We start from the raw sequence: 23,698 nt of genomic DNA on the forward strand, positions 1-23,698 counted from the left end.
GGGTGGTAGGATTCTATGCTAAAGTATTGATATATATAATATATGTAGCAAACGGAAGTATATGGCGTCAAGTGTTGAGATTGAGAAACTGGTTTTGTGTCTCAGTCTGTGAAGCATTGGACTGGAGGTCCGAAAAGATCAGTCGGGCATTCTTTCCAAGCATTGCTTTCACCAGAGCACGCCTTTACCCGAAGCGCATCGCATGCCCCGCCTCGATCTTCCGGAAGGCACTCTCGATCTTCGTGCCATAGTGCGTTGTCTTGCAGTGCCGAGACGCTGTGTTCGAGTCGACGACTTAGCCGGTCTGGTCCGTGACCGTGTCCTTTTGGCTCGCACCCATCTGGGCCAGCTTGCTGCCGATCTGGATCGCAGACCCATGCTCATCTTGCCCGTCGGCACGAAGGCTTTGCCAGTGAAACTGATCTCTTCCGGGTCGGTGATCGGATCAGTGGGTTTGGAAGGTTTTAGGCCATGTCATATGAATCGCCCGATGGGGGCACTCCACGAGGCGTCACAAGGGCAGGGGGGCTACATCGCAAGTATTACCCTGCGATAAAGGTGGAGATGCGGGTTACGATCTCGTCCCGGTCGTGGTCGAGCGTTGCGACGTGAAAGGATCGGTCCAGCCACTGCAACGTCACGTCCGACGATCCCACGTCGCGCACGATACGCGATCCATTTTCCGGCGCCACGACGTGATCCTCTCGCGATTGGAAGACAAGGATCGGCTGCTTCAGCTCCTGCAACATGAGGCCTGTCGCACAGGTCAGAACGAACCGTTCCCGCATCGTCCCCGCGGGTATCCGGTCGTAGCAGGTTTCGCGCCGGGTGGGGTGGCTAATGTCCGACCCGATGCCGGGGTAGAAAGCCTCGGACCCGGCCGAGAACAACGACGCCACCTGATCCGGTCGATAGATCCCGGTTGATCCGTTGATGCTGACAACCCTGTCGACGCGGTCCGGAAAGCGGATGGCCAGGTTGAGCGCGATCGTCCCGCCGAGTGACAGACCTGCCACGATGACCCGGTCGCAATCGGTCCTCAACTGATCGAGCGCCATTTCGGCTGAGGCCAGCCAGTCCTTGTATCCCGTCCGCGCCAGCGCCTCGGGCGTCTCTCCATGCCCTGCAAGAAGCGGCACGCTGAGTGTGGCACCCGTGGCCGCGTGAATTGCGCGACCGACGTAGGCCACACTTTGCGGTGTGCTGGTAAAGCCGTGCAGCAGCAGCATACCCGTGCCTGACCCGGTCAGGTAAAATGGAGTCGGGTCGCTATCATAGTCCATTGCGGGATTCACACTCGTCATTCACGTCGGCACGCCCATAAGACGCAAGGTCACGGCGACGCTCAAATAAGGTTGTGTGATCGGGTGATCGCGAAATTGGATCACCGGGCGTGGGGCTATCCCGGAAAGCTGTCGCGGAAGGCTTGCAGAAGTTTCGTGTCGACCGTCTTGCTCCATGCCATTGCAATGGTTAGCTCCGGTGTCCAGTCTGGCACTGGCAGTATCTTGAGTGCGGCGGGCAGACTGTCTGCAGCGCTGATCGGATAGAAGGTCAGCCCGCGTCCGTCCGCGACGCGCTGAAAGATCACCTGCACGTCCCAGGCCTCGTCCACAATCCGCGGGACCAGACCTGGCGCGACGAAGGCCGTGTCCAGAAGCGCGCGAAACGACCGCCAGTTTTCGCGGACGCCCATCACGAAATCGCTGGTGCGCAGCGTATCGAGGGACACCGCGTCGAGAGTGCGGGGCACAACGACGCCGATCTGCGTCGACCAGATTGGCTGCTGCGAGACTTCCGCATCCTGCACGCTGTCGTGGGACAGCAGAAAGCCGATGTCGATCTCGCCGGTTTTCAGGTTGCGCATCATGGTGTCCGTGGACATCACGTGCATTTCGACTTGGCAACCAGGGAGGCGCTTCTGAAATCTGTCCAGCCCCGCCGAGATATAAGACGACGTGGCAAGTGCAGAATATCCCACGATGATGTGGCCCCGCGCGCCCAGTTCGTTTTGGCGGGACGCGCGGATCGTCCGCTCGAAGGTTGCAAGGGTCTGCCGGGCGTCATCGAGAAAGACGCGACCTGGTTCGGTGATCTCGAACACCCCTGCGCTGCGCAGGAAGATCGCGAACCCGAGATCCTTTTCGGTGTCCTGAATGGTCTTGCTGACTGCTGGCTGCGCGATGTTCAAAGCCTCGGCCGCCGCGCGGAAGCCGCCGGCGTCTGCGACGGCGATCGTGTAGCGCAGATGACGGATGCCGATGCGTGTCGGGCCCATCGCAATCTCCCATTGAATCATACACCGATAACGAAGTGCGATCACCCGATCAAGCTTTGCGATTTGCGATGCGGGGGGCCGTGCGGAATGCTGCGATCAGGCTTGTGACCGGGAGGGGTCGCGCGCAGGGAGGATGTATGGACCGCGCATTTCGCAAACTGACCCATGGGCTGATGCTCGTCGGTGGTCTGGGCATAATCCTGATGATGCTCAACATCACGTTGGACGTCATATTGAAGGTCTTCTGGAATACACCGATTCAGGGCACAGTCGAGATCTCATCTTATTATTACATGGTCGCGATCGTCATGCTGCCGATGGCCATGGTCGAATATGACGACGAGCAGATCAGCGTCGATCTACTGTTCAATCACTTCCCTGACTGGCTAAAGCGGACCAGTCTGATGCTGACCTTCATTGCCACGACGGGAATGCTTTCGATCATGACGTGGCGCACCGGGCTGGATGCTGTGCGCGCATTCAATGTGGGCGAAGTCGTCATGGGCAGCCGGGAAATCATCGTCTGGCCGGCACGCTGCATGTTGCCACTGGGATTTGGGCTGGCCGCTATTGCGGCGGTCATGCGCGCGATCATGTTGCTGCGCGGGCGTCCGGTTACGAAGCTCCACGACGCGGATTCCGCGGCATGAGCATGTTGACCATTGGCTGGATCGGAGTCGGCAGTTTGTTCGGCCTGCTTGCCCTTCGCATGTCCATCGGCATCGCCCTGATGATCGTCTCGTTCGTCGGCATCTCGGTCATGCTGAACACGACCGCCGCCTTCGGGATTGTCAGCGCGCTGCCGTTCAGTTTTATCGGAGACTGGTCCCTGACCGCGATTCCGATGTTCCTGCTGATGGGATTCATCGCTGCCAATACCGGCTTGACCACCGGCGCATTCGATCTGCTAAAGCTTTTGCTGGCCCGTGTGCCCGGCGGCCTTGCCTCGGCCAGTGTCGGAGCCTGCGGATTATTCGCTGCGGCCTCCGGGTCCAGCATTGCGACCACGGCTGCGATGTCGCGCATCGCCGTGCCAGAAATGCTGCGGGCCAAGTATCACCCGTCGCTGGCGACAGGCGTGGTCGCGGCCTCCGGCACGCTGGGCTCGCTGATACCGCCGTCGATCCTGATGGTGCTTTACGGCATTTTTACCGAGCAATCGATTGGCCAGCTGTTTATTGCAGGCGTCATCCCCGGCGTGATCTCGGCCCTGATCTACATGGCCATGATCACGATCCGCTGCGCCCTCAACCCGGACCTGGCACCCCGCAGCACAGAGGTCTTCGACGCGTCGCGCTTCTTGGCGCTGCTCTGGTCCGTCTGGCCGTTTCCCGTCCTAATTATGGGCGTGCTGGGCGGCATTTTCGGTGGTTACTTCACTCCAACCGAGGCGGGCGGCATCGGTGCCACTCTGGCGATCCTGATCGCCCTCCTCCGCCGCAGCTTCACGTGGGAGGCGATGCGCGCAGCCATCCGGCAGACCGTGGTGGCGACATCCTCAATCTTCTTTCTGTCGATCGGCGCGATCATGTTCACGCGTTTCATGGGGCTGTCCGGCGTGCCGCGGTCCCTGACAGACGCGATGCTGTCCGTGTCGGACAACAAGATCGTCATCATCTTCATGGTGGCTGGGTTGTTCATCATCCTTGGCATGGTCATCGACTCCATCGGTCTGATGCTGCTGACCCTGCCGGTTCTGCTGCCGGTCCTGGAAGGGGCGGACATCAACCTGATCTGGTTTGGGATCATTACGATCAAGCTGCTGGAAATCGGACTGGTGACACCGCCGGTCGGTCTGAACCTTTATGTCCTGCACAGCGCCTTGGCCGGCAAGGTCAAGTTGGGCGACATCATTTCCGGGACGACATGGTTCATCGCGATGGACCTGCTGACCCTGATCCTGCTGATCGCATTCCCCGCGCTCAGTCTTTACCTGCCGTCACTGATGGCAGGCTGACCCCACAACCACTGCACGTTCCAAAGGGAGGAAACCTGTGAACACGACATCCATTCTGAAATCCACCGCCCTGGCGCTGGCCGCGCTGACGACTGCCGCGTCGGCCGAGGGCTACAACGCCAATCATTTCTTTGCCGAACGCCATTCAATGGTGCGCGGGCCTTATGTCGAATTTGCCAAGCGGGTCGCGGAGGAAACCAACGGCGAGATCGATTTCACTGTCTTCTCGGCTGGCTCTCTGCTGCCACCCGCATCCTCGCTTCAAGGCGTCCGAGACGGGGTGGCGCAGGTCACCTATCACGCGGGCACCTATACGCCGTCCGAACTGCCGATTAACAACCTGATTGGCAACATGGCGTTCTACAACACTGACCCGCTGGTGATGGCCTTCGCCTCGACCGAATTCGGCCTGACGAACCCCGAACAGCAGGCCGAGTGGAAGGCGAATGGAGTCGTATATGGCGGCGGCTATTCGACGTCCGAATACTTCATGCAGTGCAACACCCCGGTCCGCACGCTGGAGGACATCAAGGGCAAGCGGCTACGGATGGCCGGCGGTGCCTGGTCGCGGTTCGCCGAATACGTCGGTGCCGTGCCGGTCTCCATTCCATCGAGCGAAATGTATACTGGTCTTGACGCAGGATCGTTGGATTGCGCCGTGGCGGCCGCTGACGCGCTTGACAGCTTCAGTCTGAAGGATGTTGTCACCGACATGAACACGCTTGCGATCGGCAACTACTATGCCGGGTTCGAGTGGGGCTACAACGTGCCGTTCTGGCAGTCGATCACGCCCGAGAACCGACGCGTCCTGTTCAATCAGATGGCCTATTACCTGGGCGAACACCGGGTGGAATTCGACAAGGACGTCGAGGTTGCCGTCCAGTCCGCCAAGGACGGCGGCATGACTGTCGTCGACCCCGATGACACGCTGAAGGCCGCACTTGCGGACTTTGTCGTTGCTGACGAAGCGATACTGATCTCGACTGCAAAAGAACGGGGCGTCGCAGACCCGGAAGCGATCCTGACCTCCTTCAAGGCTCTTGTCGATAAATGGGATGGCTTGCTGGCCGAGGTGGACACTACAGATGTCGATGCGCTGGCAACCCTTGCGCGGACTGAGATCTACGACAAGATCGACGAGACGACCTACGGCGTAAACTGAATGACGCTCGTGTTTTCATGACAGTAAAGGCGGCTCTCGGGCCGCCTTCATTTGGCGATGTCTACATGCCCACTCGGACTAACTTTCACGGCGGCAAAAATTAACCTGTTTGAGCCGCACATTCGTTGACGACCATTCTCCCGCTGCACAGTCAACCGCTCTGACTTCCAGTGTTTGCTCGTCAACACCACTGTGGATCTTGCGCCAGACACGCCGTTTGCGGCCGCCATGCTTGCGGGCGTTCCCCTTCAACTTTGATCCCGGTGATATCGATAAGCAGGTGCAGCGGGCCTTTCGAGCCGCGATACGGGATGTTGACCGCAAGCGTCCTCTGCCGTCGGCAGATGGTGCTGAGGTCAGGCATGTGCCAGCCCAGACCCGTCAGCCGCAGCAGGCTCTCGACGATGCCCGTCGTCTGACGCCGCGCCATCCCGAAAAGCACTTTCATGGACAAGCATGTATGGATGGCAGCGTCACTGAAGGTCTCGGTTGATAAGGAGATGGCTTGGCTGGCGCCGCATGAAGGCCTGGGACGCCCGCCAGTCTTCTCCGATGCCACCATCCAGTTCTGCCTTTCGATCAAGGTGCTTTTCAAGCCGCCTTTGCGGCAGACCGCGGGCATGGTGGCCAGTCTGCGCCGGCTGGCGGGGCTGAACTGGTCCGTTCCCGACTTCAGCACCCTGCGCCGCAGACAGAAGACCTTGGCGGTTCAGATCGCCCGCCGCGGATGGGCGGGCGCGCGACATCTGGCTTCGCAGATCAGGTCAGGCTGCGGGGCGCGCCTCGGGCAGGGCGCGGAAGGTGTAGATTGAGCCGGAACTGTATCGCGAGTCCACCGTGACCTTCTGGCCCTTGCGCAACCACCGGCCACCGATGTGCTCGACGATGACGCGCACCAGCTTGCCAGTGTATTGCTTCATCTCGTCGGTGAAGCCCGCATCGCCGACCATCCGGTGCACCCAGGGCTCGGTGGCGATGACTGGCGGCCGCGACGGCGCCGAGACGATGGCGCCGATCAGCACGGCGACGCCGAAGCGGGAGGTGAGAAGCCGGTAGATCTCCTGGCCGGTTTCGGAGGAGAAGGCACCGCCGTGCGATCCCGCGGAGAACGTCATCCCCGTCAGGTTGGGGTCGGGCTGGAGGGCCGTGTTGTCGAGTGTGTAGTCTGTCAGCATGATATGCTCCTGTCGTCAGGTTAAGCCCTTTCGGGCGTGCGCCGACAGCGGTGATTTCACGTCCGGGAATGAGCGTTACGGGACTCTATCGCAGGAACGAGGGGTATTTCTGTAAACCGACGGAGCGGTAGGGGCAGGGGCCCCGGGCGGCATGGCTGGCCCGCGGCCGGCTCAGACGCCGATCAGGGGCATGCAGGCGAAGAGATCGACGTCTCGCTCCGCAAGGCTGTCCACTGCCGCGCTTGCGCGTTGCGGCAGTCCGGTTGAAGCAATCGTAGTCCTGTCCGGCTTTCCATTCATCGGTGTGGGCCGTGGCCTGTTCCGACAGGCTGGTGCGGGTGTTCGGGTCCGCGATCTCGCCAGCATCTGAGGAGGATTCACTGCCCATAGGGTGAGCGGCGGTATACTCTGCGGCACCTCGCCGACGATGGCAACTCCGCGTTCGCCGAGGTCAACGGTCCAGACTGCCAGCGTCGTGGCAACGATTGCCAGCACCGGGCCGGTCTTGGCACCAATGTCGGCCATGCGGGGCCCGAGACCAAAGCGGCGCAGGAGCGGCTTTAGTCCTTTCCGGCCCCAGAACATGAAGGCGGTCGCAGAGACGCCGAGCATGACGGTGATCAGCTTTGGTCTCGTCCAGATGTGCCCAGAAACCGCCGAGGATCTTGACCAGCGCGTGGCCTTCTCCTTTGAGGCCGAGGATGTGGCGCAGCTGGCTCGCCGCGATCGGGATGCCGGACGCGGTGATGAAGCCCGCGATCACTGGGTGCGACAGGAAATTGGCGAGAAAGCCGAGGCGGAACAGCCCCAGCGCCAGCAGCATCGCGCCCGTTAGGAAGGACAGTGTCAGGGCGGCGGTCACATAGCCCGCGGTGCTGCTCTGCGCGATTTTGCCCACCGCCGCCGCGGTCATCAGCGACACGACCGCCACTGGGCCCACGGCCAGCGCACGGCTGGTGCCGAAGATCGCGTAGAGCAGGATCAGTGCGACCGAGGCGTAGATTTCGACTTCTGGCGGTATGCCAGCCAGCAGCGCGTAGGCCAGCGATTGTGGGATCAGCATGATTGTCACGATCACCGTGGCGACCATGTCGCCGGTGAAGGTCGAGCGGTTGTAGCGCCGCCCCCAGTCGAGGATCGGCTGGTAGCGCCACAGCGGGGGCAGGGTCATGCGGGGCGATCCGTCTTGAGGGAAAGATGGCGGCCCGTGGGCCGCCCGACACTCTCAGTCGAAGCGGTTCACCGGCAGCTTCAGGTAGCGGTTGCCGTCATCCTCGGTTTCTGGCAGCCGCCCACCACGCAAGTTGATCTGCAACGCCGCGAGGATGCGGTTCGGCAGCGCCAGCGTCTCGTCGCGGGCTTTGCGGCGTTGAATGAAGGCGTCGCGCTCCGTGCCATCCTTCACATGGATGTTGTGGGTCCTGTGCTCGTCCACCGTGGCTTCCCAAATCGGCTTTTTCCGGTCCTTCGTGCCGTAGTCGTGGCCGACATTGAGGCGGGTGTTGCCCGGCAGCGCGAGGATGTCCTGTATCGAGTCCCACAGTTCGGCGGTCTTGCCGCCTGGAAAGTCCGAGCGCGAGGTGCCGGCGTCTGGCTGCATCAACGTGTCATGCACGAAAGCCGCGTCGCAGCAGACATAGGTGACCGAGCCCAACGTGTGGCCGGGCGAGAGCATCACGCGCGCCTCCAGTTCACCGATCCTGAAGGTCTCGCCCTCCTCGAACAGGTGGTCGAAGTCGCGGTTCGCGTCAAAGGCCTCGGGCAGATTGTAGATGTCAGCCCAGATCTTGGCAATCTTGGGCACCAGCGCGCCGATCGCGTTGGGGGCGCCGGTGCGCTCCTTGAGATGTGCCGAAGCCATGACATGGTCGGCATGGGGGTGAGTGTCGAGCACCCACTGCACTTTCAGGTCGTTGTCGCGCACGATGTCGAGGACCTGATCCATACTCTCTGTGGAAAAGCGATAGTTCTTCGGATCGAAGTTCCACACGACGTCAATCAGTGCCGCCTGACGCGTCTTGGGGTCGGCGCAGATATACTGGATCGACCCGGTATCGGGCTCGTAGATGCCCCAAACGTCGGGACTTCCTTCACCGGTTGAGGGTGAGTGACGCACGATGCGGCTCTTCAGAGGATCGGTCATTGCGAAGCTCCTTTCCTGAGGGACATGGAGATGTCAGGGGTATGCCGTGCGAACCACATGCCCGCCAGCATGCAGGGCACGAAGATCAGCGTGCCGGTCGCAGCGATCGGCAGCGCGGTGAGCGCCGGGCCGGGGCAGAAGCCACCCAAGCCCCAGCCGGTGCCGAAGATCGCAGCGCCGATCAGCAGCTTGGGGTCGAGGTCGGTGCGGTTCGGGATGCGGAACTCGGTCTCAAAGAACGGGCGGGAGCGACTGCGGGTGAGCCACGCGAAGCCCGGCGCGGTCACAGCGATGGCACCGCCCATGACGAAGGTAAGGCTCGGGTCCCACGTGCCGAACACGTCGAGGAAGTTGAGCACCTTGGCCGGATCGGACATCCCGGAAATGATCAGGCCGAAGCCGAAGATCAGGCCCGACATAAGCGCGAAGATCTGTTTCATCTCAGCCCCCGATCAGGTGACGAGTGACGAAGACCGGAACCAAGGCCGCCGTCATGAAGGTCGCTGTCGCGACGATCGAGCGCATGGAACCGCGCGAGATGCCGCAGACGCCGTGCCGCGAGGTGCAGCCATTGCCATAGGTCGCACCGAAGCCCACAAGCAGACCCGCGATCGCCATCAGCACCGGGCTCGACGGCACCCATTGCTGGGGCCATTCGCCCGACACCCACAGCCAGATTGGCGCGGCGAGAAGGAGGCCCAGCACGAACAGTGCTGACACGCCCCGCGCCTCACCGCCTGTGGAACGCGCAAAAATGCGCGACGTAAGGCCGCTAATACCAGCAATACGACCGTTAGTAGCCATCAATAGCACTGCCGATGCTCCGATCATCATGCCGCCGCCGAGCGACAGCCAAGGGGTGAATGAGGTTTCCATCTCTCGACTCCGTGATACATTTCCTAACGCCGTCAGGCATATCTTGTTTTAGAACATCAATATATTCTTATTAGTGAATATTCAATGGATCGAATATGACAAATGCCGACGACTTTCTGGACGGCGACATTCAACGTGCTGCGGCTCTGATGGGCATGCTGGCGTCTGAGGACCGGTTACAGATCCTTTGCCGGTTGCTTGATGGTGAGCGATCGGTCGGGGCGTTAGCGCAGGCCTGCGGGATGTCGCAGCCCACCATGTCGCAGCAGCTTAAACGGCTCAAGGAAGCGGGTCTGGTCGAGGGACGCCGTGATGGACAGACGATTTACTATAGTGTGACCAGCGATGAGGTCGCCGCTGTGCTGGAAACACTTCACAGGCTTTATTGTGCTCGCGCAGCGGATTGAGCAGGGCTTTGCCTCTCCAATCTCATTCAATCGTTTTGCACACAGTTTCAGAAGCGCAACTTTGAGAGAATATTTCAGCATATCAGTTTCCATTCTTTAGGGAGGTTCATTTCGGTTCACTTTGCACGATTAAACTTGATTGCGCAGATGGTTCTTGAAACAGATATTGTTCCACCGACGTGGCTTGCAAAGCGTCGAAGCGGAGATTTGTATCGATAGGTTTCCTGAATGCCTACGGAAGTAAAAGTCAGGCTCGGACAAGCTCGGCTGTGGCTCAGCCGCGGCTGATTCCTGTTGATTCTATGTTTCTTCTTAATTCAGGAACGAGAATACATTTTAGTAATCAGTAGCTTGCTGAGCGTTTGGACGCAAAATTCCGGCATATTGACGCAGAATCCCGGCGCAAAGACGCAAAATCCCGGGCACAGGTCGTAAAATCCCGGATATTGGACGCAAAATTCCGGCAATTCAGCTGGCTTGAGAGCTGGCCTTCCGAGACTGCTGGTGCCGGGAATTTTTTGCAGACTGGACAAGAAACTTCTTTAGAATTCAGGGGAACGACCAATATTCGCCGTATGAACCTTTCAGCCGTATATTCACGCATCGTAGATGGCGACCTCGACTGTTCCGTGCTGCCCGCGGGCGACGCGTTTCCCTATCTCACTGCGATGTCGATCTTTGTTAGGATCTCCGGCGTGCCACTTGTCGTGTCCGGGCTGGAGGCAGTCGAGTTCTCGAGGCGCTACCCGAAATCGTTGATACCAAAGGACGCGGAAGCTTACTTCAAGGGGGATGCGGCTATCTCCTTACTCGATAGGAACGGCTCTGTTGATGGCGTGGATGCCCCTCCCGACGGCATCGCAATGTGCCATTGTGGTGAGTGTTGAAGCCATCACAAAAGGAAGGAGCATCCATGTCCGAAGTTACTCTCATCGGTATCGACTTGGCAAAGCGCGTTTTCCAACTGCACGGCGCGCGCAGCGAAGGTTCGGTCGCGTTTCGCAAGAAACTGTCGCGGGGGCAGTTGCTCGCCTTCGTGGCACAGCAACCCAAATGCCTGATGGCCATGGAAGCTGACGTTGCCCCCAACTTTTATCCAGCGTGAGCGAGACTCCGAGGTTGAGTTTTGCCGTTTTCGGCGAGTTGAGCAACGGGGACTGGCGCGGAGTTTTGAGGATTGCGCAGCGTCAGGCCCCGTTGCGGGGTGAAGGTCTGGGCGAACTCGGCGGGCGTCTGCCAGCCAAGGCGGGAGTGTGAGCGTTCGGTATTGTAGTCCGTGCGCCACGCGGCCAGCGTGACGCGGGCATGTTGCAGGGATGTGAACAGGGTTTCGTTCAACAGTTCGTCCCGCAGACGACCGTTGAAGCTTTCGATGAAGGCATTCTGTGTGGGCTTTCCGGGCGCGATGTAATGCCAGTCAAACTTGCGATCATCCACGAACTTCAGGATCGCATTCGAGGTGAACTCTGTCCCGTTATCGCTGACCACCGTCTGGGGTTTGCCGCGGGCGTCGAACAGGGGCGCCAGTTCACGCGCCACCCGTGCGCCCGACAGCGAAGTGTCCGCGATCAGGGCCAGGCATTCGCGCGTGCAGTCATCGACCACGGTCATGATCCGGAAGCGGCGACCATCGGTCAGCTGGTCCGAGACGAAGTCCAGCGACCAGCGCTGGTTCGGCATCAGCGGCAGCACCATCGGAGCCCGCGTGCCGATCGCCCGCTTGCGCCCGCCCCGGCGCCGCACATTCAGTTGCTCTTCGCGGTAGATGCGGAACAGGCGTTTGTGGTTCACCGCATAGCCCTCGCGCCGCAAAAACACATGCAGTCGCCGATAGCCGAACCTCCGGCGCACCCGTGCCAGTTCCTTCAGCCTCTCCCGCAGCACGGGATCATCCTGTCGGATCGTCTCATAGCGCATGGTCATCCGGCAACAACCGATGACCCGACACGCCCGCCGTTCGCTCATCCCGTGACCCGCCACAAGATGTGCGACCGCTTGCCGCTTCGCGGCGGGCGCTACCATTTTTTTCCAAGCAGGTCCTTTAGAGCCGAATTATCCAACATGGCGTTGGCGAGAAGCTTCTTCAGCTTGCCATTCTCATCCTCCAGCGCCTTCAGCCGCTTCGCCTCACTGACATCCATGCCGCCATACTTGGCTTTCCATTTATAGACAGTTGCATCGCTGACACCGTGCTTGCGGCATAGATCGGCCACGGAAATTCCGGCCTCATGCTCTTTCAGGATGCCAATGATCTGATCTTCGGTAAATCTGCTGCGCTTCATATCTGGTCCTTTCGATTGGGCCAGAGTCTACCTCAAACTGGATTAGATGCAGGGGGCAACGTCACTTCAACTGCCCCTTCTATGACTCCCTACAGGACTTTCTATCGTTTCTTCAAATACAAGATTGGCTGATTTTACAGGGACGAAGTAACATTGTGAATTTCTTTCTGGCTTTCACCAGCGGCTTCGCGATGCTATGGAGCAGGACACCGAACGATAACGTTTCATCCGGCCCGAAGAGCTGAAATCAAGACCATCCTGGACGGTCTCGCGCAATGGGTAAAGTAGCAGTCGGTCCTGAACCGACCTTGGTGTGGCGACCCATTCCTGCGGCGCTGCGATCATCCTTCTGCAATCTGCGCCATGGGAACGCTTTTACAGCGAAGCGGAGCGGAGTGGCATGGGGTTCACCTTTGAGTCAGGATTAGTGTCGCAGGCACAAGACGGCTGCCGATGCTTTTTAGGCTTTTTCATGATCAGTGTCACATCAGGAACGGGGCCGCCATAAGGGCAGGGGGCAACATCGCAAGAATTAGCCTGTGATGAAGGTGGAGATGCGGGTTACGATATCGTCCCGGCCGTGGTCGAGTGTTGCGACGTGAAAGGATCGGTCCAGCCACTGCAACGTGACGTCTGACGATCCGACTTCGCGCACGATACGCGATCCGTTTTCCGGTGCCACGACGTGATCCTCTCGCGATTGGAAAACAAGGATTGGCTGCTTCAGCAGCCGCAGCATAAGGCCCGGCGCCCAGGCCGGCACGAACCGCTCCTGCATCGCCGCCGCGGGTGTCTTCGGCTTCGGCATCGACAAGGATGACGACTGCCAAGGTATTATCGACAGCTCCGCGCAGGTGAGAGATCACGGGAGCTTCGGCGAGATCACTGTGTTCATGAAAGCGATTGCGGATATTATGCGCTTCTTTTGCCGTAATCGTGCAGTCGCAGACGATCCCTGCGGAGAACGCCAGAAAGTCGTGCCGCGCTCCTTTTCGAATTGAGTTCCCTTGTCCGAACTTTCTGCGATATCGACTGCACGCGTATTAATTGCCTGCAACAACCCCGTGCTTACACTCAGTGCGGGGGCGAATGGCCTCGACAATTGTTCGCTCACTGAGATCGCCAAAAAACCTATCGACCGCCCGCGCCTCGCTGATCAGGGCGTCACCCTCGCCGTCCTCGATCGCCTCCGATGGGCAACAAGCTGCGGGTTCTGATCATCGTTGATACGCACTCGCGCTTTTGTCGGCTGCCGGTCCCCGCTTTACCTACCGCGACGATGATGTGGTCCGGACACTGAAACGGGTCTATGTCCGCGTCAGCTATCCCAAAATTATCAGGGTCGACAGCGGCTGCGAACTCATCTCCCGCGACCGCCTATGCTAATGTTCTCACTCTGGATGTCTCACGCCCAGGCAGGCCCACGGGCCACGGATTCATCGAGGCGATCAACAGCAAGCTCCAGTCTGAGTGTCTGAACGCGCACTGGTTCATAAGCCTTGCAGATTCCAAAGAAAAGCTGGAGACTTTGCGTAGGCACACCAACGAAGACCGCCCCCAAAGCACGATCGGATATAACATCCCGAAGGCCCTGGATTATACCGGCGGCACAATTAGTCCGTCGTCATGACCGAGCCTGTAAACTCCAGCATCCGGCGGTCCAAGGTTGGGGATCAGCGCAAGGTTGTGCAGTCTCTGCAATAGAACTGTGCGATTTTACGGGGGGCAGGTCACACTGATAGCGGAACGATGAAAATTTCCGCACTGCACTTGCTCCTTCGACGCTGTTATCGAAACGTGACAAATACATAGAATACGGGATGGTCGCACAGATATGGAGGACGAATTCGCATCAAAGGCTGCTGTAGAGCATACTCCGTCCCAATTCTTCAGTTCAGGACATGTTGACAAGACGCCTTCAGAGCAACTTGAAGCGGTCCTCACCTACCAGTTGCAGCATGCGGCAGCGGCGGCGGAAAATGGTCTTCGATCATATGAAAGCCTGCGCAGTCTTGGTGAAGTGATCAGTGGCGAATATGGTGATCGAGTCATATTCGAGTTGTTCCAAAACGCCCACGATGCGCACATCGATGGAAGCGTCGGATCAATTTTTCTAAAGTTTGTAGTGCATAGCCCTGAACGGGCAGATCTCTATGTCGCTAATACGGGCAAAGGTTTCGACTGGAGTAACGTCGATGCTATACGCAACATCGGATTATCCAGCAAATCTGTTGGCGATGGTATTGGGAACAAGGGGTTGGGATTCAGGTCGGTTGAAACGCTCACCGACGATATAAGAATTTACTCTCAGGCACAGGCTAAGTGCACGGAAACGTTTGACGGTTTTTGTTTTCGCTTTGCGCATCGCCGCGAAATCGAACAAGCTGCGAGGCGAGTAACCTCACCGGAATTGGCCGCCAAAGTAGCTCGCGATCTGCCAAGATACCTGGCGGCCATGCCAATCGATTTGCAGTCTGACGATATTACCAGTTTCGCGAAGGAGGGTTATGCCACCGTTGTGCACCTACCTCTACGAAGTCATGCGGCAGTCTCATTGGCTCGATCGCAGATTGTCGCACTTTCGCAGACCGACGTGCCGTTGCTGCTGTTTCTCGAGCGAATCGAAAAAGTGGTCGTTGAAATCCACGACGAGGGCATCGTCTCCCGGCGTAGGCTAACTCGTAGGGTCTTGGACAAGCCAGTGCCAGTTATGGCGTCGGACATTGACTACGAGGTTGTGTCGATCGAACCTGGCCGCCGCCGCTACATCGTGGTGCACAGGCCTGTCGATCTTGAGCGGCTCAATGACGCCATTGATGCGAGCATAGCCAAGGAGTCGCAGCTTGTCCGCTGGCGGGACTGGGAGGGCAATCCCAAAGTGTCGGTCGCGATCCCTTTGAGGACCGAGGATTTCGAGCAGGGAAGGGTCTACAACTTCCTACCAATGGCCGCCGAAATGAAGTCTCCGTTGGCGGGGCATATCGACGCCCCGTTCTATGCCTCAATTGACAGGCGACGCGCTAACTTCGACCTTCCTCTCAACGCCTTTTTTCTCGATGAACTCGCCGATACGGCCGTGAGGGCTGCAAACGAACTCAAGACGTTATCCGAAATAGCCTTCAGGAACGTCGTCTTCGATCTGGCATCTTGGGACCCACAAGATCTTTCGCGCCTCACTCGCGTTTGTGAGCGACGTGGGATTAACTGGCGGGAACTCGAAGTTGTTCCAGAGGCCGGAGGGGGATGGTGCTCCCTTCAGTCCTCCTACGTCTGGGAAGAGAAGGGCTATCGCCTCTTGCGTGTTCGGCGATTCGTTAAGGCGGGCGTTGCCGATCTCGCCAACCCAGACCTCGGTCCACGCCGCCTCGAGCGAATTTGCGGCACGCTGAAGACAATACCGCTCAGGGCCGTCCCAAATGAAAAAGACTTGGCAGAATGGATTGAGGCGGTCGCCGCGTCGCTTACCTCCGACCACTCGTCACCCAGGACTTGGGGCACATTCTATGAGGAGTGTCGAAAGGCATTTCCGTCAGTTCGTGCCCTTCGTGAGCTTGGCGGCAAACGGATTTTACGAAGTCGCGACGGAGGGACCGTGGCTGCCATGGGCGTCGGGCCGGAAACGCCCGTCTTCGTGCGCGAGGCCTTAAGTCGGCGCAGGAAGTCAGATGAAGCCCCGTTTCCACCGAAGTCATTGGCGAGCAAGTTCTCCATCCTGGATGACGAAGTGCCATTGGCAGCCGACGTCTTAGCGGACTTTGTTCAGGCGGGACTTGTGAGGCGATACGATGCCTTGGAGGTCTTAGACGCGATCCCAGCGACTTTTGGCGACCGGGCTGCTCCAAAGAGACGGGAAGCCGCTCTCAAGTGGGCTTTTGACGTTTGGCGGGCCGAGGGCTCTAAATGCGACAAGATCTTGGCGAGGATTGATCTTCAAGTCGAGACAATTAGCGGATGGAAACCCGCAACCACTGCGCGTTTTTCTGAGGGCTGGACGCCACAAGGTAGAAGCCTGAGCACCTATCTTGCCGAGGCGTCGCCCTTGTCGCCCGATTGCGCGGAAGCTGCGCAGATGCTGCTAATTTCGGAAGCGCCGTGGATTCCTAAGTCGGTTGCAATGCGGAAAAATTGGACGGATTTCCTGAAGGTCGCCGGGGTCAAGGACGGCCTTCCCCTATTGGTGGACGAATCAGCACCAGAGATCGGAACGCCAGTTCACACTTGGCATGGCTTCCTCAAGAGCAAAGAACCTAAGGCGGGACGCAACGCTTCGTGGATCGCAGCCAACGTTCATGTCGATCTTCCTAATCCACAAACCGACTACTCGCGCAGAGGCGAATTGTGGCGATTTCCGGGACAGATCGAGCATGACATGATGCAACCTGAAACGAGGCGGCGTCTGGCCGAATTGGCGATGGTGCAGGCGGCTCAGGGCGACACCGGTTGGGCGACTTGGCATCTTGGTAGATACGAGCGATGGGGGAGGGACCAGAACGAGACCAAACTCCTTACACCTGCCGCAGTGTTTCTCGCGAAATCGCCTTGGATGCCGATTGATGGAGAGGATGATCTCTTTTGCCGACCCGACGAGCTTTGGGCGAGCACGGACGGACGTCGGCGTCCCCCGCGCTACTTGGATCGGCCGCGGGATAGGTTAGAGTCCGCGCTTGCGGCAGTATTCGGCCAAATCAGTTTCGTTCAGTGCTGCCGTTTCCAACACCGCCGCGAACTTGTCGGTGTTTGTCAAACATGTTGTCCGCCGATTTCATGCGGCGTCTCTGATTTCAGGGGCGCTGATTTCGGTTTCTGGGTTGAGCCAGACGGGTCCGGCGGGTTGCCAGTTGCGCGTTTTGCCTGACCAGCGTTCTGGGTTTTGCGCACGCGCATTTGCATAGAGCATGGCGCGGTTTGCCAGCGTTGCGCGGTCATGGCCAGCGTGGCGTGCGCCCGGAGTGACGAAGCGGATGGCGCTGTGCAGATGCTCGCCGTTATACCATGTCGCGAAGGATTTCACCCAAGCCTGGGCGTCAGTCTTGGTGGCAAAACCCTTCGTCGGCCAGTCTGAACGGTATTTGCAGGTTCGGAACAGGGCCTCGGAGAAGGGGTTGTCGTTGCTCACGCGCGGGCGGCTGTAGGACGCGGTGATGCCTAGTTTCTCCATGGTCACTTTCATCGTCGCCCCTTTCATGGGGCTGCCGTTGTCGGCGTGCAGCACCAGCGGTCGCGTGATGCAGCCCTCGGCCATGACCGCCCGCCGGATCAGGGTGGCCGCCAGCTCTGCGCTCTCGCGCTCATGGACTTCCCAGCCAACAATCTTACGGCTGTAGATGTCCACAATCAGGTAGAGGTAGTAGAACATGCCCGCGACGGGCCCGGGCATCCAGGTTATGTCCCAGGTCCAGACCTCGCAGGGCCCGCTGGCCTTATAGCTGGTGGGTGGTTTGCGCCGGACAGGCGGCTTGGCCCGGCCACGGTGCTGTTGCTGTCCATCAGCGCGCAGGATGCGGTAGAAGCTGGACTCGGATGCCAGATAGCGTCCCTGATCGGCCAGCTTCGGCACGATCTGGCTGGGTGGCAGGCTGGCAAAGCTTTCCGAATTGCAGGTGTCCAGCACGGTCGCGCGTTCAGCCGCGCTTAGCTTGTTGGCGGGTTCCGGCCGCAGCACGAGGGGGCGCTGATCGGCGTGAATCTCGCCGCCTTTCGTCCAGCGTCGCAAAGTGCGATCACTGATCTCTAGCTCGGAACAGGCTTTGGCGCGCCGCGCGCCAGCGGTGACGGCCTCGTTGATCAGAACAACTGCGGTCTGGCGATGTGGGGTGCTGATCATGCGTCCTCTCCGTCCCCCCAGATCGCGGCGGCCTTTTTTCGCAGGACAAGCAACGCTGCGGTTTCTGCCAATGCGCGGTCCTTGCGGGCCAAATCCCGCTCCAGCTCCCTGACCCGCTTCTTCTCTTCCTTAGTTGCTTGGCTGATCCGGGCCGTGCTGCTGCGATCCCAGTCGTTTGCCTGTTCGCAGGCGACGCGCCATGCCTTGATCTGCTCGGGAAAAAGCCCGCGTTTGCGGCAGTATTCAGCCAGATCGGCCTCATTGAGCGCCGCCGTCTCCAACACCGCCGCGAACTTGTCACGCGACGACCAGCCTTCGGGGCCCGCATCAGCGTCTGGCAAAAGCTGCCCTTTGCCCCGCGCTTCAGCGCGCCACTTATGCAGCGTCGCCGCGGAAATCCTTTCCTCGTGCGACAAATCTCGAATGGCCATGTTGTTCGGCGGCAGCATCCGCTTCAGCACAGCCGCCTTCCGTTCCGGTGAATATCCCAAGTCATTGTCCTATCCCGCCCACCTGTAAAATAGAGGAAAAGTAGAGCGGCGGACAACTACGCTGACACGGGGGGTTGTCGCGCGAAGACCAACCCTCAGGGCCAGCGTCAGCGTCAGGCAGAAGCTGCCCCTTGCTGCGTGCGTATTCCGGAGCATGCGCCCACTCATTCCGACAACATGCGCCCACCTGTTCCGGGGTATCCGCCCACCGGTGACGCGTTGCCGTGAGGCAGCGTGTTTCGGGTATCAGGTCTGAGGCGTTTCGTCATCCATTTTGGCGATGGTTTTCCGCATGGACGCTCCCTCCAGCTCGATACGGTAGGCATTGTGGACGATGCGATCGAGGATGGCGTCGGCGAACGTCGGCTCGCCGATGACGTCGTGCCACGCTTTGATGGGCAACTGGCTGGTGATCATGGTTGAGCCGCGGCCGTATCGCTCTTCGACGATTTCCATCAGATCGCGGCGCTGCGTGGCCGTGAGCCGGTCCGGCCCCCAGTCATCAAGGATCAGCAGCTGCGCTTTGGTGATGCTGCGGAACAAGCGAGGGAAGCGACCGTCACCATGGGCCAGTTCCAGTTCTTCGAAGAGGCGCGGCATCCGTTTGTAGACCACGGTGACGCCGTCGCGACAGGCCGCCTGCGCCAGGGCACAGCCGAGCCATGTCTTGCCGACCCCACAAGGGCCGGTGATGATCAGGCCGCGCTTGTCGGTGATCCACTTGCCCGTGAGCAGGCTCTGGAACAGCGCCTTGTCGAGGCCGCGCCGCGCACGGTAATCGACATCCTCCGGGCAGGCACCCACATGGCGCAGCCTGGCTGAGCGCATGCGGGCCTCGAAGCGCTTGGTTTCTCTGCTGGCGACCTCACGGTCAACCAGCAGGCCAAGCCATTCCGCGTGGCTGAGGTCAGCAGCACCATCCTGAGATTGCAGTTCGACGAAGGCTTCGGCCATACCGTCAAGCCGCAGGGCCTTCAGGTGATCGAGGGTTGGATGGGTAAGCATGGGTGTCCTTTCAGTGGAAGTAATCGGCGCCACGGATGTTGGGGTGATTGATGGCAGGCTCCTCCGTGGCGCGGGCCCGGGTCTTGCTGTCCAGCCCATTCTTCAGGATCGAATGGACTGATGAGTAGGATCGCGCGTTGATTTCAAGCGCCCGTCGGCAGGCAGCATCGAGGCGGTCCCGACCGAACCTGTCAGCCAGCCGGATCACGCCCAGACAGGTGCGATAGCCTTGTTCACAGTGCTTGCGGTCGCGCATCACGACCTCGGCGAAGATCGCAACGTTCGGCCCGATACGCGCGGCCCAGGCCTGGATGCGCTGTGGCGTCCAATCTTCGCGGAACTTGTGGTGCGCTGGCATGTGATCGCGCTGCGTGGAGTGCTGCCCGTTGCCGGAGGTGCGCACATGTGAAGCGACACGCTGCCCGATATGGAAGACTTCGACCGTCCGGGCGGTGATGCGCGCCCACAGCTCTGTCTTCAGCAACTGATAGGGCACGGAGTAATAATGCCGGTCGATCGCGATGTGGTAATCGAGCCCGGCGCGGCACTTCTTCCATTCGGCATAGACATAAGGCGCGACCGGCAGCGGCTTCAGGGCGGGCTTGTCCAGCTGCTCGAACAGCTGCCTGCGACTGGCGCCGAGATGGCGCGAGACCTTGTCGTTGAGCTGGTCCAAAAGCGGGCGAATGGCAGCGTTCACATCCCCGAGGCTGAAGAACTGACGATTGCGCAGCCGCGCCAGAATCCAGCGTTCAACCAGCAAAACTGCGCCCTCAACCTTTGCCTTGTCCTTGGGTTTATGGGGCCGTGCGGGCACAACGGCCGTGTCGTAATGCGTGGCCATATCCGCGTAGGTCCGGTTGATCGCGGGGTCGTAGAAGCACGCCTTGGTGACCCCGGCCTTCAGGTTGTCGGAGACGATCTGCGCCGTCACACCCCCGAGAAAGTCGAAGGCGCGCACATGGCTTGCGATCCAGTCCGGCAGTGATTGGGTCCACGTCGCCTCAGCATACGTATAATTCGAGGCCCCCAGCGTGGCGACGAACAGCTGTGCCGTGCGCACTTCGCCGGTCATGGGGTCAATCACGTCGATCGTGTGCCCTGCGTAATCGACAAACAGCCGCTCGCCCGCCGGATGACGCTGGCGCATCACTGGCGACAGCTTGCCTTCCCACCGCGTATACAGCTCGCAGAACCGGGAATAGCCGTAGCCTTCCGGATGATCGGCGCGATATTCTTCCCACAGCAACGACAGCGTCACGCCCTTGCGGCGCAACTCGCGGTGGACATGCGCCCAGTCAGGCTGGGTCGCTCGGTTCGACACATCACGCGCCGTCCGGGGGTAGATTTGCCGTTCAAGGTCAGTGTCGGAAAGACTTGGCGGCAGCGGCCAACTCAGGCCCAACTCGTCGGCACGCTCAAGATAGCCCCGAAGGGTGGTGCGCCCGATCGCCAGGCTTGCTGCAATCTGGCGCGTCGATAATCCCTCGGCTGACAGCCGCAAAACGTCTCGTATCTTCCGCATCGGCAATCTCTTCATCGGGCTTCCTTCGCGCCAAAAGGACGGAAGGTAGCCGGTTACAGATTGCCTCGCAGCAGCACGTCACAGGGGTGGGCGCATACCCCGGAATCGGTGGGCGGATGAAATCGGAATGGGTGGGCGCATCAAATCGGAATCGGTGGGCGCATCACCCCGGAATACGCATGCTGCGCGCATCAGCCCGCCACTTGTGCAGTGTAGCCTCGGAAATCCCTTCATCCTGCGAAAGCTGCCGAATGGCCAAGTTATTCGGCGGCAGCATCCGCTTCAGAACAGCCGATTTTCGTTCTGGTGAGTATCCCACGTCATTGTCCTATCCCGCCCACCTGAAAATTAGAGAAAAGTAGAGCAGCGGACAACAACCCTGACAGAGGGGGATCTTGCCAGCCGTTATCTCACTGAGAAGCATAAGAAGAGATATGACGACCGTTCCTGGGTCTCTGAGAACCGGGGTCTGCTCGAGATAAACTGGGAGGGGGACGACACACTTGGATACGATTTCTGCGTCCAGACCGCCGATGTCGAATGGCGCTACGAAGTAAAGTCTAACCTGGACGATGCATTCGAATTCGAGTTCACGCAGAATGAGATGCGAGTGGCTGCCGAATGTTCTTCTGACGGCACTCGAAAATATCGAATTTTGTATGTCCCCTTCGTTTTTGATCCCTCACGATGGCATGTTATGCAGCTACCGAACCCTTTGAGCGCTGCCGGGCGGGATTTGTTCAAAGAAGTCGGTGCCGGTGCGACCCGGCTGAAATTTGAGATCGCAAAGTAAATGTTCAACCTTCCTTCAGGGTGATAGATGGCCAACTCCGGACAATCAACTCGCCGAACCGTTCAAGATCTTGTTGCGAGATGAAGGGAACCTGAGCGATAAAGAATGGTGCGCCCGATGGATTATCGCCTGAGAGTGACGCAGCAAGATGACCACGCCCCAGAAGATTTTCTGCACCTGGTTCGCCAAGTGCAAGGACAGATCCCCTGTCGGAAGCGACTTTCAGGCAAAGACGATTCCCGAGGTTCTCACGGATGTTGGGCGGAATGGCATCTTGTGAAGCCCGCTGGGTGATCAAGATGATGTAGATGCCCGCGGCGCGGGCTTTCATTGCCAAATCCGTCAACGCGGCCTCTACGGATTGACGATAAGTATCGGAGCCAATCATCCAGCTGGCAATTTCGTCATGGGCTACAACAATACGCGGCAACCGGTTTTCGCCCGAAACACGCGCGTTGTATTGATCTATATCACGCGCCTTATTCTCACCAAAGAGCTCGTAACGATGGTTCATCTCGGTGACGAGATCCTTGAAAACCTTGGTGGCTTCGTCTGATGTCGCAGTAATGCCGCCATCGAGATGAGGGACGTCTGCAATCCAGAAAAAATCGGCGCCCGCTTTGGGATCAATCAACTTGAGGCGAAGGTTTTTAGGGTCGTTAGTTGCAGCCAGTTGCAACAAGATGCTCTGGAGCAAATTACCTTTGCCGCTGCCTGTCTCACCGGCGATCAAGGTATGTGGCGCGTGCTGCGGTTGGTCGCCGTGTGCACTGTCCAGATTGAGCCAGAGCGGACCGCCATTGTCTTCTCGGCGGCCAAGGAGAAGGGAGACATTGCCTGTCGGTGCCTCCGGCCTCCATTTGGCGTGTGTCCAGAGTTCACTTACATGAACGAGCCGACGTTTGCTTGCGGCGACGAAAACACCAACCCAACCCAATCCCGGGCGGATATACGCGACGTCGATCCCATACGTTGTGCGCAGTTCCGAACTCTTGGCCCGAATGGCCTTCTCGGTGAGCGTTTTGTGACCGCGGAACCGGATAAGTGTCCCGTTGGGTGTCGTGGTGAATGCTGGATCGTGGAAGTCTGCTTGCACACCGTTTTCGACCAAGGCTGCCTGCAACTCTTGCGCCATGCGCTGCGCTTCGGCCTCGACATCACCACGGCCCTCCAGCGCCTCCGGTCGAGCTCCCATTTTCGCCAGATGTTCAGCGATCAGAGGTGGAAACGCTGCAAGACCACGTGCTGCGGTTTCGACTTCGCATTCGGCACTTGCGAGGTCGGCCACTTCCGGGCTCTCTGGTCCTGGGTCGGCCGAATGTTTCTCATTCGGGGCAGAGCTATCCGAAATCGGGTCTTCGATGCCTGGGATCACGCTGGTTGGGGCAGGGGAGCTCTCGTGCTCAGGCGTATCAGTTTCGGCCGAAATTTTCTGTGGGCTCGAAAACAGGTAGCCAGTGTCTTGGCAAACGAATGAGCCTGCCATGATGGCGGAGAGGTTCTCCGGGCCAAGGGCATGCTGCCAGCTGTCTTCACCGCCATCGAGTCGAACCGGCCAGCCCGATGTCTGGTCTGTTCTTTGGTCGTGTATCACGACGACTGAACATCCTCGAACTGTCACATTAACATCCCCGCGCAGCAAGCTTTCCGCAAACCGAGTCCGGTCGTCGGCATGTGGAATCGCGATATCCAGCTCGGGCTTGGCGACGAGCAGTCGCAGGAGATCTCGACACGCCGAACGCTTCGTTGCCGGCTCGAACCGATCGCTATCGACGAGACG

Annotated in this window: 20 protein-coding genes and 4 pseudogenes; 10 read left to right on the forward strand and 14 right to left on the reverse strand. The window is 59.3% G+C overall.

Going from position 1 to position 23,698, the window contains the following annotated elements; all coding sequences use genetic code 11:
* Nucleotides 1-542 precede the first annotated feature (542 nt).
* Nucleotides 543-1,283 carry an alpha/beta hydrolase gene (locus ACOI1H_RS15505; protein WP_422438743.1) on the reverse strand — a complete coding sequence of 247 codons (741 nt, stop codon included), beginning with the start codon at nt 1,281-1,283 and terminating at the stop codon, nt 543-545.
* A 116-nt stretch (nt 1,284-1,399) separates the two neighbouring features.
* Nucleotides 1,400-2,278, reverse strand: coding sequence for a LysR family transcriptional regulator (locus ACOI1H_RS15510; protein WP_422438744.1), 879 nt, complete (start codon nt 2,276-2,278; stop codon nt 1,400-1,402).
* A 137-nt stretch (nt 2,279-2,415) separates the two neighbouring features.
* Here ACOI1H_RS15510 and ACOI1H_RS15515 point away from each other — a divergent pair, with 137 nt between their 5' ends.
* From ACOI1H_RS15515 to ACOI1H_RS15525, 3 genes are read left to right on the forward strand one after another with little or no spacing between them, the layout of a single operon-like run.
* Nucleotides 2,416-2,928, forward strand: coding sequence for a TRAP transporter small permease (locus tag ACOI1H_RS15515; protein WP_422438745.1), 513 nt, complete (start codon nt 2,416-2,418; stop codon nt 2,926-2,928).
* Complete coding sequence (locus tag ACOI1H_RS15520) at nt 2,925-4,235, forward strand: TRAP transporter large permease (RefSeq protein WP_422438746.1); 1,311 nt, start codon at nt 2,925-2,927, stop codon at nt 4,233-4,235. The genes ACOI1H_RS15515 and ACOI1H_RS15520 overlap by 4 nt, the downstream gene beginning before the upstream one ends.
* A gap of 37 nt (nt 4,236-4,272) precedes the next feature.
* Entirely contained in the window at nt 4,273-5,397 is a 1,125-nt protein-coding gene (locus ACOI1H_RS15525; protein WP_422438747.1) for a C4-dicarboxylate TRAP transporter substrate-binding protein, read from the forward strand.
* 150 nt (nt 5,398-5,547) lie between these two features.
* On the opposite strand, the pseudogene ACOI1H_RS15530 reads toward ACOI1H_RS15525, so the two are convergent.
* Nucleotides 5,548-5,980: pseudogene (locus ACOI1H_RS15530) on the reverse strand (transposase); the annotation flags it as partial.
* Between ACOI1H_RS15530 and ACOI1H_RS15535 the strand changes: the two are divergent.
* A pseudogene (locus ACOI1H_RS15535) lies at nt 5,871-6,146 on the forward strand (transposase); the annotation flags it as partial. The pseudogenes ACOI1H_RS15530 and ACOI1H_RS15535 sit on opposite strands and share 110 nt — an antisense overlap.
* A 15-nt stretch (nt 6,147-6,161) precedes the next feature.
* On the opposite strand, the gene ACOI1H_RS15540 reads toward ACOI1H_RS15535, so the two are convergent.
* The 5 genes and pseudogenes from ACOI1H_RS15540 to ACOI1H_RS15560 form a co-directional block, all read right to left on the reverse strand.
* Nucleotides 6,162-6,572: a hypothetical protein gene (locus ACOI1H_RS15540; RefSeq protein ID WP_422438748.1), complete on the reverse strand. Its 411-nt coding sequence runs from the start codon at nt 6,570-6,572 to the stop codon at nt 6,162-6,164.
* A 372-nt stretch (nt 6,573-6,944) separates the two neighbouring features.
* A pseudogene (locus ACOI1H_RS15545) lies at nt 6,945-7,743 on the reverse strand (SulP family inorganic anion transporter); the annotation flags it as partial.
* 54 nt (nt 7,744-7,797) lie between these two features.
* The gene (locus ACOI1H_RS15550; protein WP_422438749.1) at nt 7,798-8,715 is read right to left on the reverse strand and encodes an MBL fold metallo-hydrolase; all 918 of its coding nucleotides are present in this window, start codon (nt 8,713-8,715) and stop codon (nt 7,798-7,800) included.
* Nucleotides 8,712-9,155: a DUF6691 family protein gene (locus ACOI1H_RS15555; RefSeq protein ID WP_422438750.1), complete on the reverse strand. Its 444-nt coding sequence runs from the start codon at nt 9,153-9,155 to the stop codon at nt 8,712-8,714. The genes ACOI1H_RS15550 and ACOI1H_RS15555 overlap by 4 nt, the downstream gene beginning before the upstream one ends.
* A gap of 1 nt (nt 9,156) precedes the next feature.
* Nucleotides 9,157-9,591 (reverse strand): YeeE/YedE family protein, encoded by a 435-nt coding sequence (locus tag ACOI1H_RS15560; RefSeq protein ID WP_422438751.1) that lies wholly within the window; start codon nt 9,589-9,591, stop codon nt 9,157-9,159.
* A gap of 95 nt (nt 9,592-9,686) precedes the next feature.
* Here ACOI1H_RS15560 and ACOI1H_RS15565 point away from each other — a divergent pair, with 95 nt between their 5' ends.
* From ACOI1H_RS15565 to ACOI1H_RS15575, 3 genes are all read left to right on the forward strand, one after another.
* Nucleotides 9,687-9,998 (forward strand): ArsR/SmtB family transcription factor, encoded by a 312-nt coding sequence (locus ACOI1H_RS15565; RefSeq protein WP_422438752.1) that lies wholly within the window; start codon nt 9,687-9,689, stop codon nt 9,996-9,998.
* 362 nt (nt 9,999-10,360) lie between these two features.
* Nucleotides 10,361-10,885, forward strand: coding sequence for a hypothetical protein (locus tag ACOI1H_RS15570; protein WP_422438753.1), 525 nt, complete (start codon nt 10,361-10,363; stop codon nt 10,883-10,885).
* A gap of 26 nt (nt 10,886-10,911) precedes the next feature.
* Nucleotides 10,912-11,103: a hypothetical protein gene (locus tag ACOI1H_RS15575; protein WP_422438754.1), complete on the forward strand. Its 192-nt coding sequence runs from the start codon at nt 10,912-10,914 to the stop codon at nt 11,101-11,103.
* Here ACOI1H_RS15575 and ACOI1H_RS15580 read toward each other — a convergent pair.
* Nucleotides 11,091-12,280 (reverse strand): IS3 family transposase gene (locus tag ACOI1H_RS15580; RefSeq protein WP_422438755.1). Its coding sequence is split into 2 segments (ribosomal slippage): nt 11,091-12,022 and nt 12,022-12,280, totalling 1,191 coding nucleotides; the frame shifts between segments, so codons are not numbered across the junction. The two genes, ACOI1H_RS15575 and ACOI1H_RS15580, sit on opposite strands and share 13 nt — an antisense overlap.
* A 532-nt stretch (nt 12,281-12,812) precedes the next feature.
* Nucleotides 12,813-13,043: an alpha/beta hydrolase gene (locus ACOI1H_RS15585; protein WP_422438756.1), complete on the reverse strand. Its 231-nt coding sequence runs from the start codon at nt 13,041-13,043 to the stop codon at nt 12,813-12,815.
* Between the two features lie 546 nt (nt 13,044-13,589).
* Between ACOI1H_RS15585 and ACOI1H_RS15590 the strand changes: the two genes are divergently transcribed.
* Nucleotides 13,590-13,910, forward strand: a complete 321-nt coding sequence (locus tag ACOI1H_RS15590; RefSeq protein ID WP_422438757.1) for an integrase core domain-containing protein — start codon at nt 13,590-13,592, stop codon at nt 13,908-13,910.
* A gap of 204 nt (nt 13,911-14,114) precedes the next feature.
* A pseudogene (locus ACOI1H_RS15595) lies at nt 14,115-14,573 on the forward strand (sacsin N-terminal ATP-binding-like domain-containing protein); the annotation flags it as partial.
* A gap of 2,469 nt (nt 14,574-17,042) precedes the next feature.
* Here ACOI1H_RS15595 and ACOI1H_RS15600 read toward each other — a convergent pair.
* The 3 genes from ACOI1H_RS15600 to istA form a co-directional block, all read right to left on the reverse strand.
* Nucleotides 17,043-18,553 (reverse strand): IS3 family transposase gene (locus tag ACOI1H_RS15600; protein WP_422438761.1). Its coding sequence is split into 2 segments (ribosomal slippage): nt 17,043-18,127 and nt 18,127-18,553, totalling 1,512 coding nucleotides; the frame shifts between segments, so codons are not numbered across the junction.
* Between the two features lie 288 nt (nt 18,554-18,841).
* Nucleotides 18,842-19,600 carry an IS21-like element helper ATPase IstB gene (gene istB, locus ACOI1H_RS15605; protein ID WP_422438758.1) on the reverse strand — a complete coding sequence of 253 codons (759 nt, stop codon included), beginning with the start codon at nt 19,598-19,600 and terminating at the stop codon, nt 18,842-18,844.
* A 10-nt stretch (nt 19,601-19,610) separates the two neighbouring features.
* On the reverse strand, nt 19,611-21,140 hold the full coding sequence (gene istA, locus ACOI1H_RS15610) for an IS21 family transposase (RefSeq protein ID WP_422438759.1): 1,530 nt from the start codon (nt 21,138-21,140) through the stop codon (nt 19,611-19,613).
* A gap of 364 nt (nt 21,141-21,504) precedes the next feature.
* On the opposite strand from istA, the gene ACOI1H_RS15615 reads away from it, so the two are divergent.
* A complete protein-coding gene (locus tag ACOI1H_RS15615) occupies nt 21,505-21,918 on the forward strand; it encodes a protein NO VEIN domain-containing protein (RefSeq protein ID WP_422438762.1) in 414 nt (137 codons plus the stop codon).
* Nucleotides 21,919-21,922: 4 nt separating this feature from the next.
* Here ACOI1H_RS15615 and ACOI1H_RS15620 read toward each other — a convergent pair.
* On the reverse strand, nt 21,923-23,698 hold a 1,776-nt coding region (locus ACOI1H_RS15620), incomplete at its 5' end, for an FtsK/SpoIIIE domain-containing protein (RefSeq protein WP_422438760.1).

This window comes from Loktanella sp. DJP18, assembly GCF_049310965.1.
GTDB lineage: Bacteria > Pseudomonadota > Alphaproteobacteria > Rhodobacterales > Rhodobacteraceae > Loktanella.

Coding starts and splice junctions, on each gene's coding strand:
- ACOI1H_RS15515 (WP_422438745.1), top strand. CDS start 2,416: ATGGACCGCGCATTTCGCAAACTGACCCATGGGCTGATGCTCGTCGGT.
- ACOI1H_RS15520 (WP_422438746.1), top strand. CDS start 2,925: ATGAGCATGTTGACCATTGGCTGGATCGGAGTCGGCAGTTTGTTCGGC.
- ACOI1H_RS15575 (WP_422438754.1), top strand. CDS start 10,912: ATGTCCGAAGTTACTCTCATCGGTATCGACTTGGCAAAGCGCGTTTTC.
- istA (WP_422438759.1), bottom strand. CDS start 21,140: ATGAAGAGATTGCCGATGCGGAAGATACGAGACGTTTTGCGGCTGTCA.
- ACOI1H_RS15550 (WP_422438749.1), bottom strand. CDS start 8,715: ATGACCGATCCTCTGAAGAGCCGCATCGTGCGTCACTCACCCTCAACC.
- ACOI1H_RS15510 (WP_422438744.1), bottom strand. CDS start 2,278: ATGGGCCCGACACGCATCGGCATCCGTCATCTGCGCTACACGATCGCC.
- ACOI1H_RS15590 (WP_422438757.1), top strand. CDS start 13,590: ATGTCCGCGTCAGCTATCCCAAAATTATCAGGGTCGACAGCGGCTGCG.
- istB (WP_422438758.1), bottom strand. CDS start 19,600: ATGCTTACCCATCCAACCCTCGATCACCTGAAGGCCCTGCGGCTTGAC.
- ACOI1H_RS15540 (WP_422438748.1), bottom strand. CDS start 6,572: ATGCTGACAGACTACACACTCGACAACACGGCCCTCCAGCCCGACCCC.
- ACOI1H_RS15555 (WP_422438750.1), bottom strand. CDS start 9,155: ATGAAACAGATCTTCGCGCTTATGTCGGGCCTGATCTTCGGCTTCGGC.
- ACOI1H_RS15565 (WP_422438752.1), top strand. CDS start 9,687: ATGACAAATGCCGACGACTTTCTGGACGGCGACATTCAACGTGCTGCG.
- ACOI1H_RS15505 (WP_422438743.1), bottom strand. CDS start 1,283: ATGGACTATGATAGCGACCCGACTCCATTTTACCTGACCGGGTCAGGC.
- ACOI1H_RS15560 (WP_422438751.1), bottom strand. CDS start 9,591: ATGGAAACCTCATTCACCCCTTGGCTGTCGCTCGGCGGCGGCATGATG.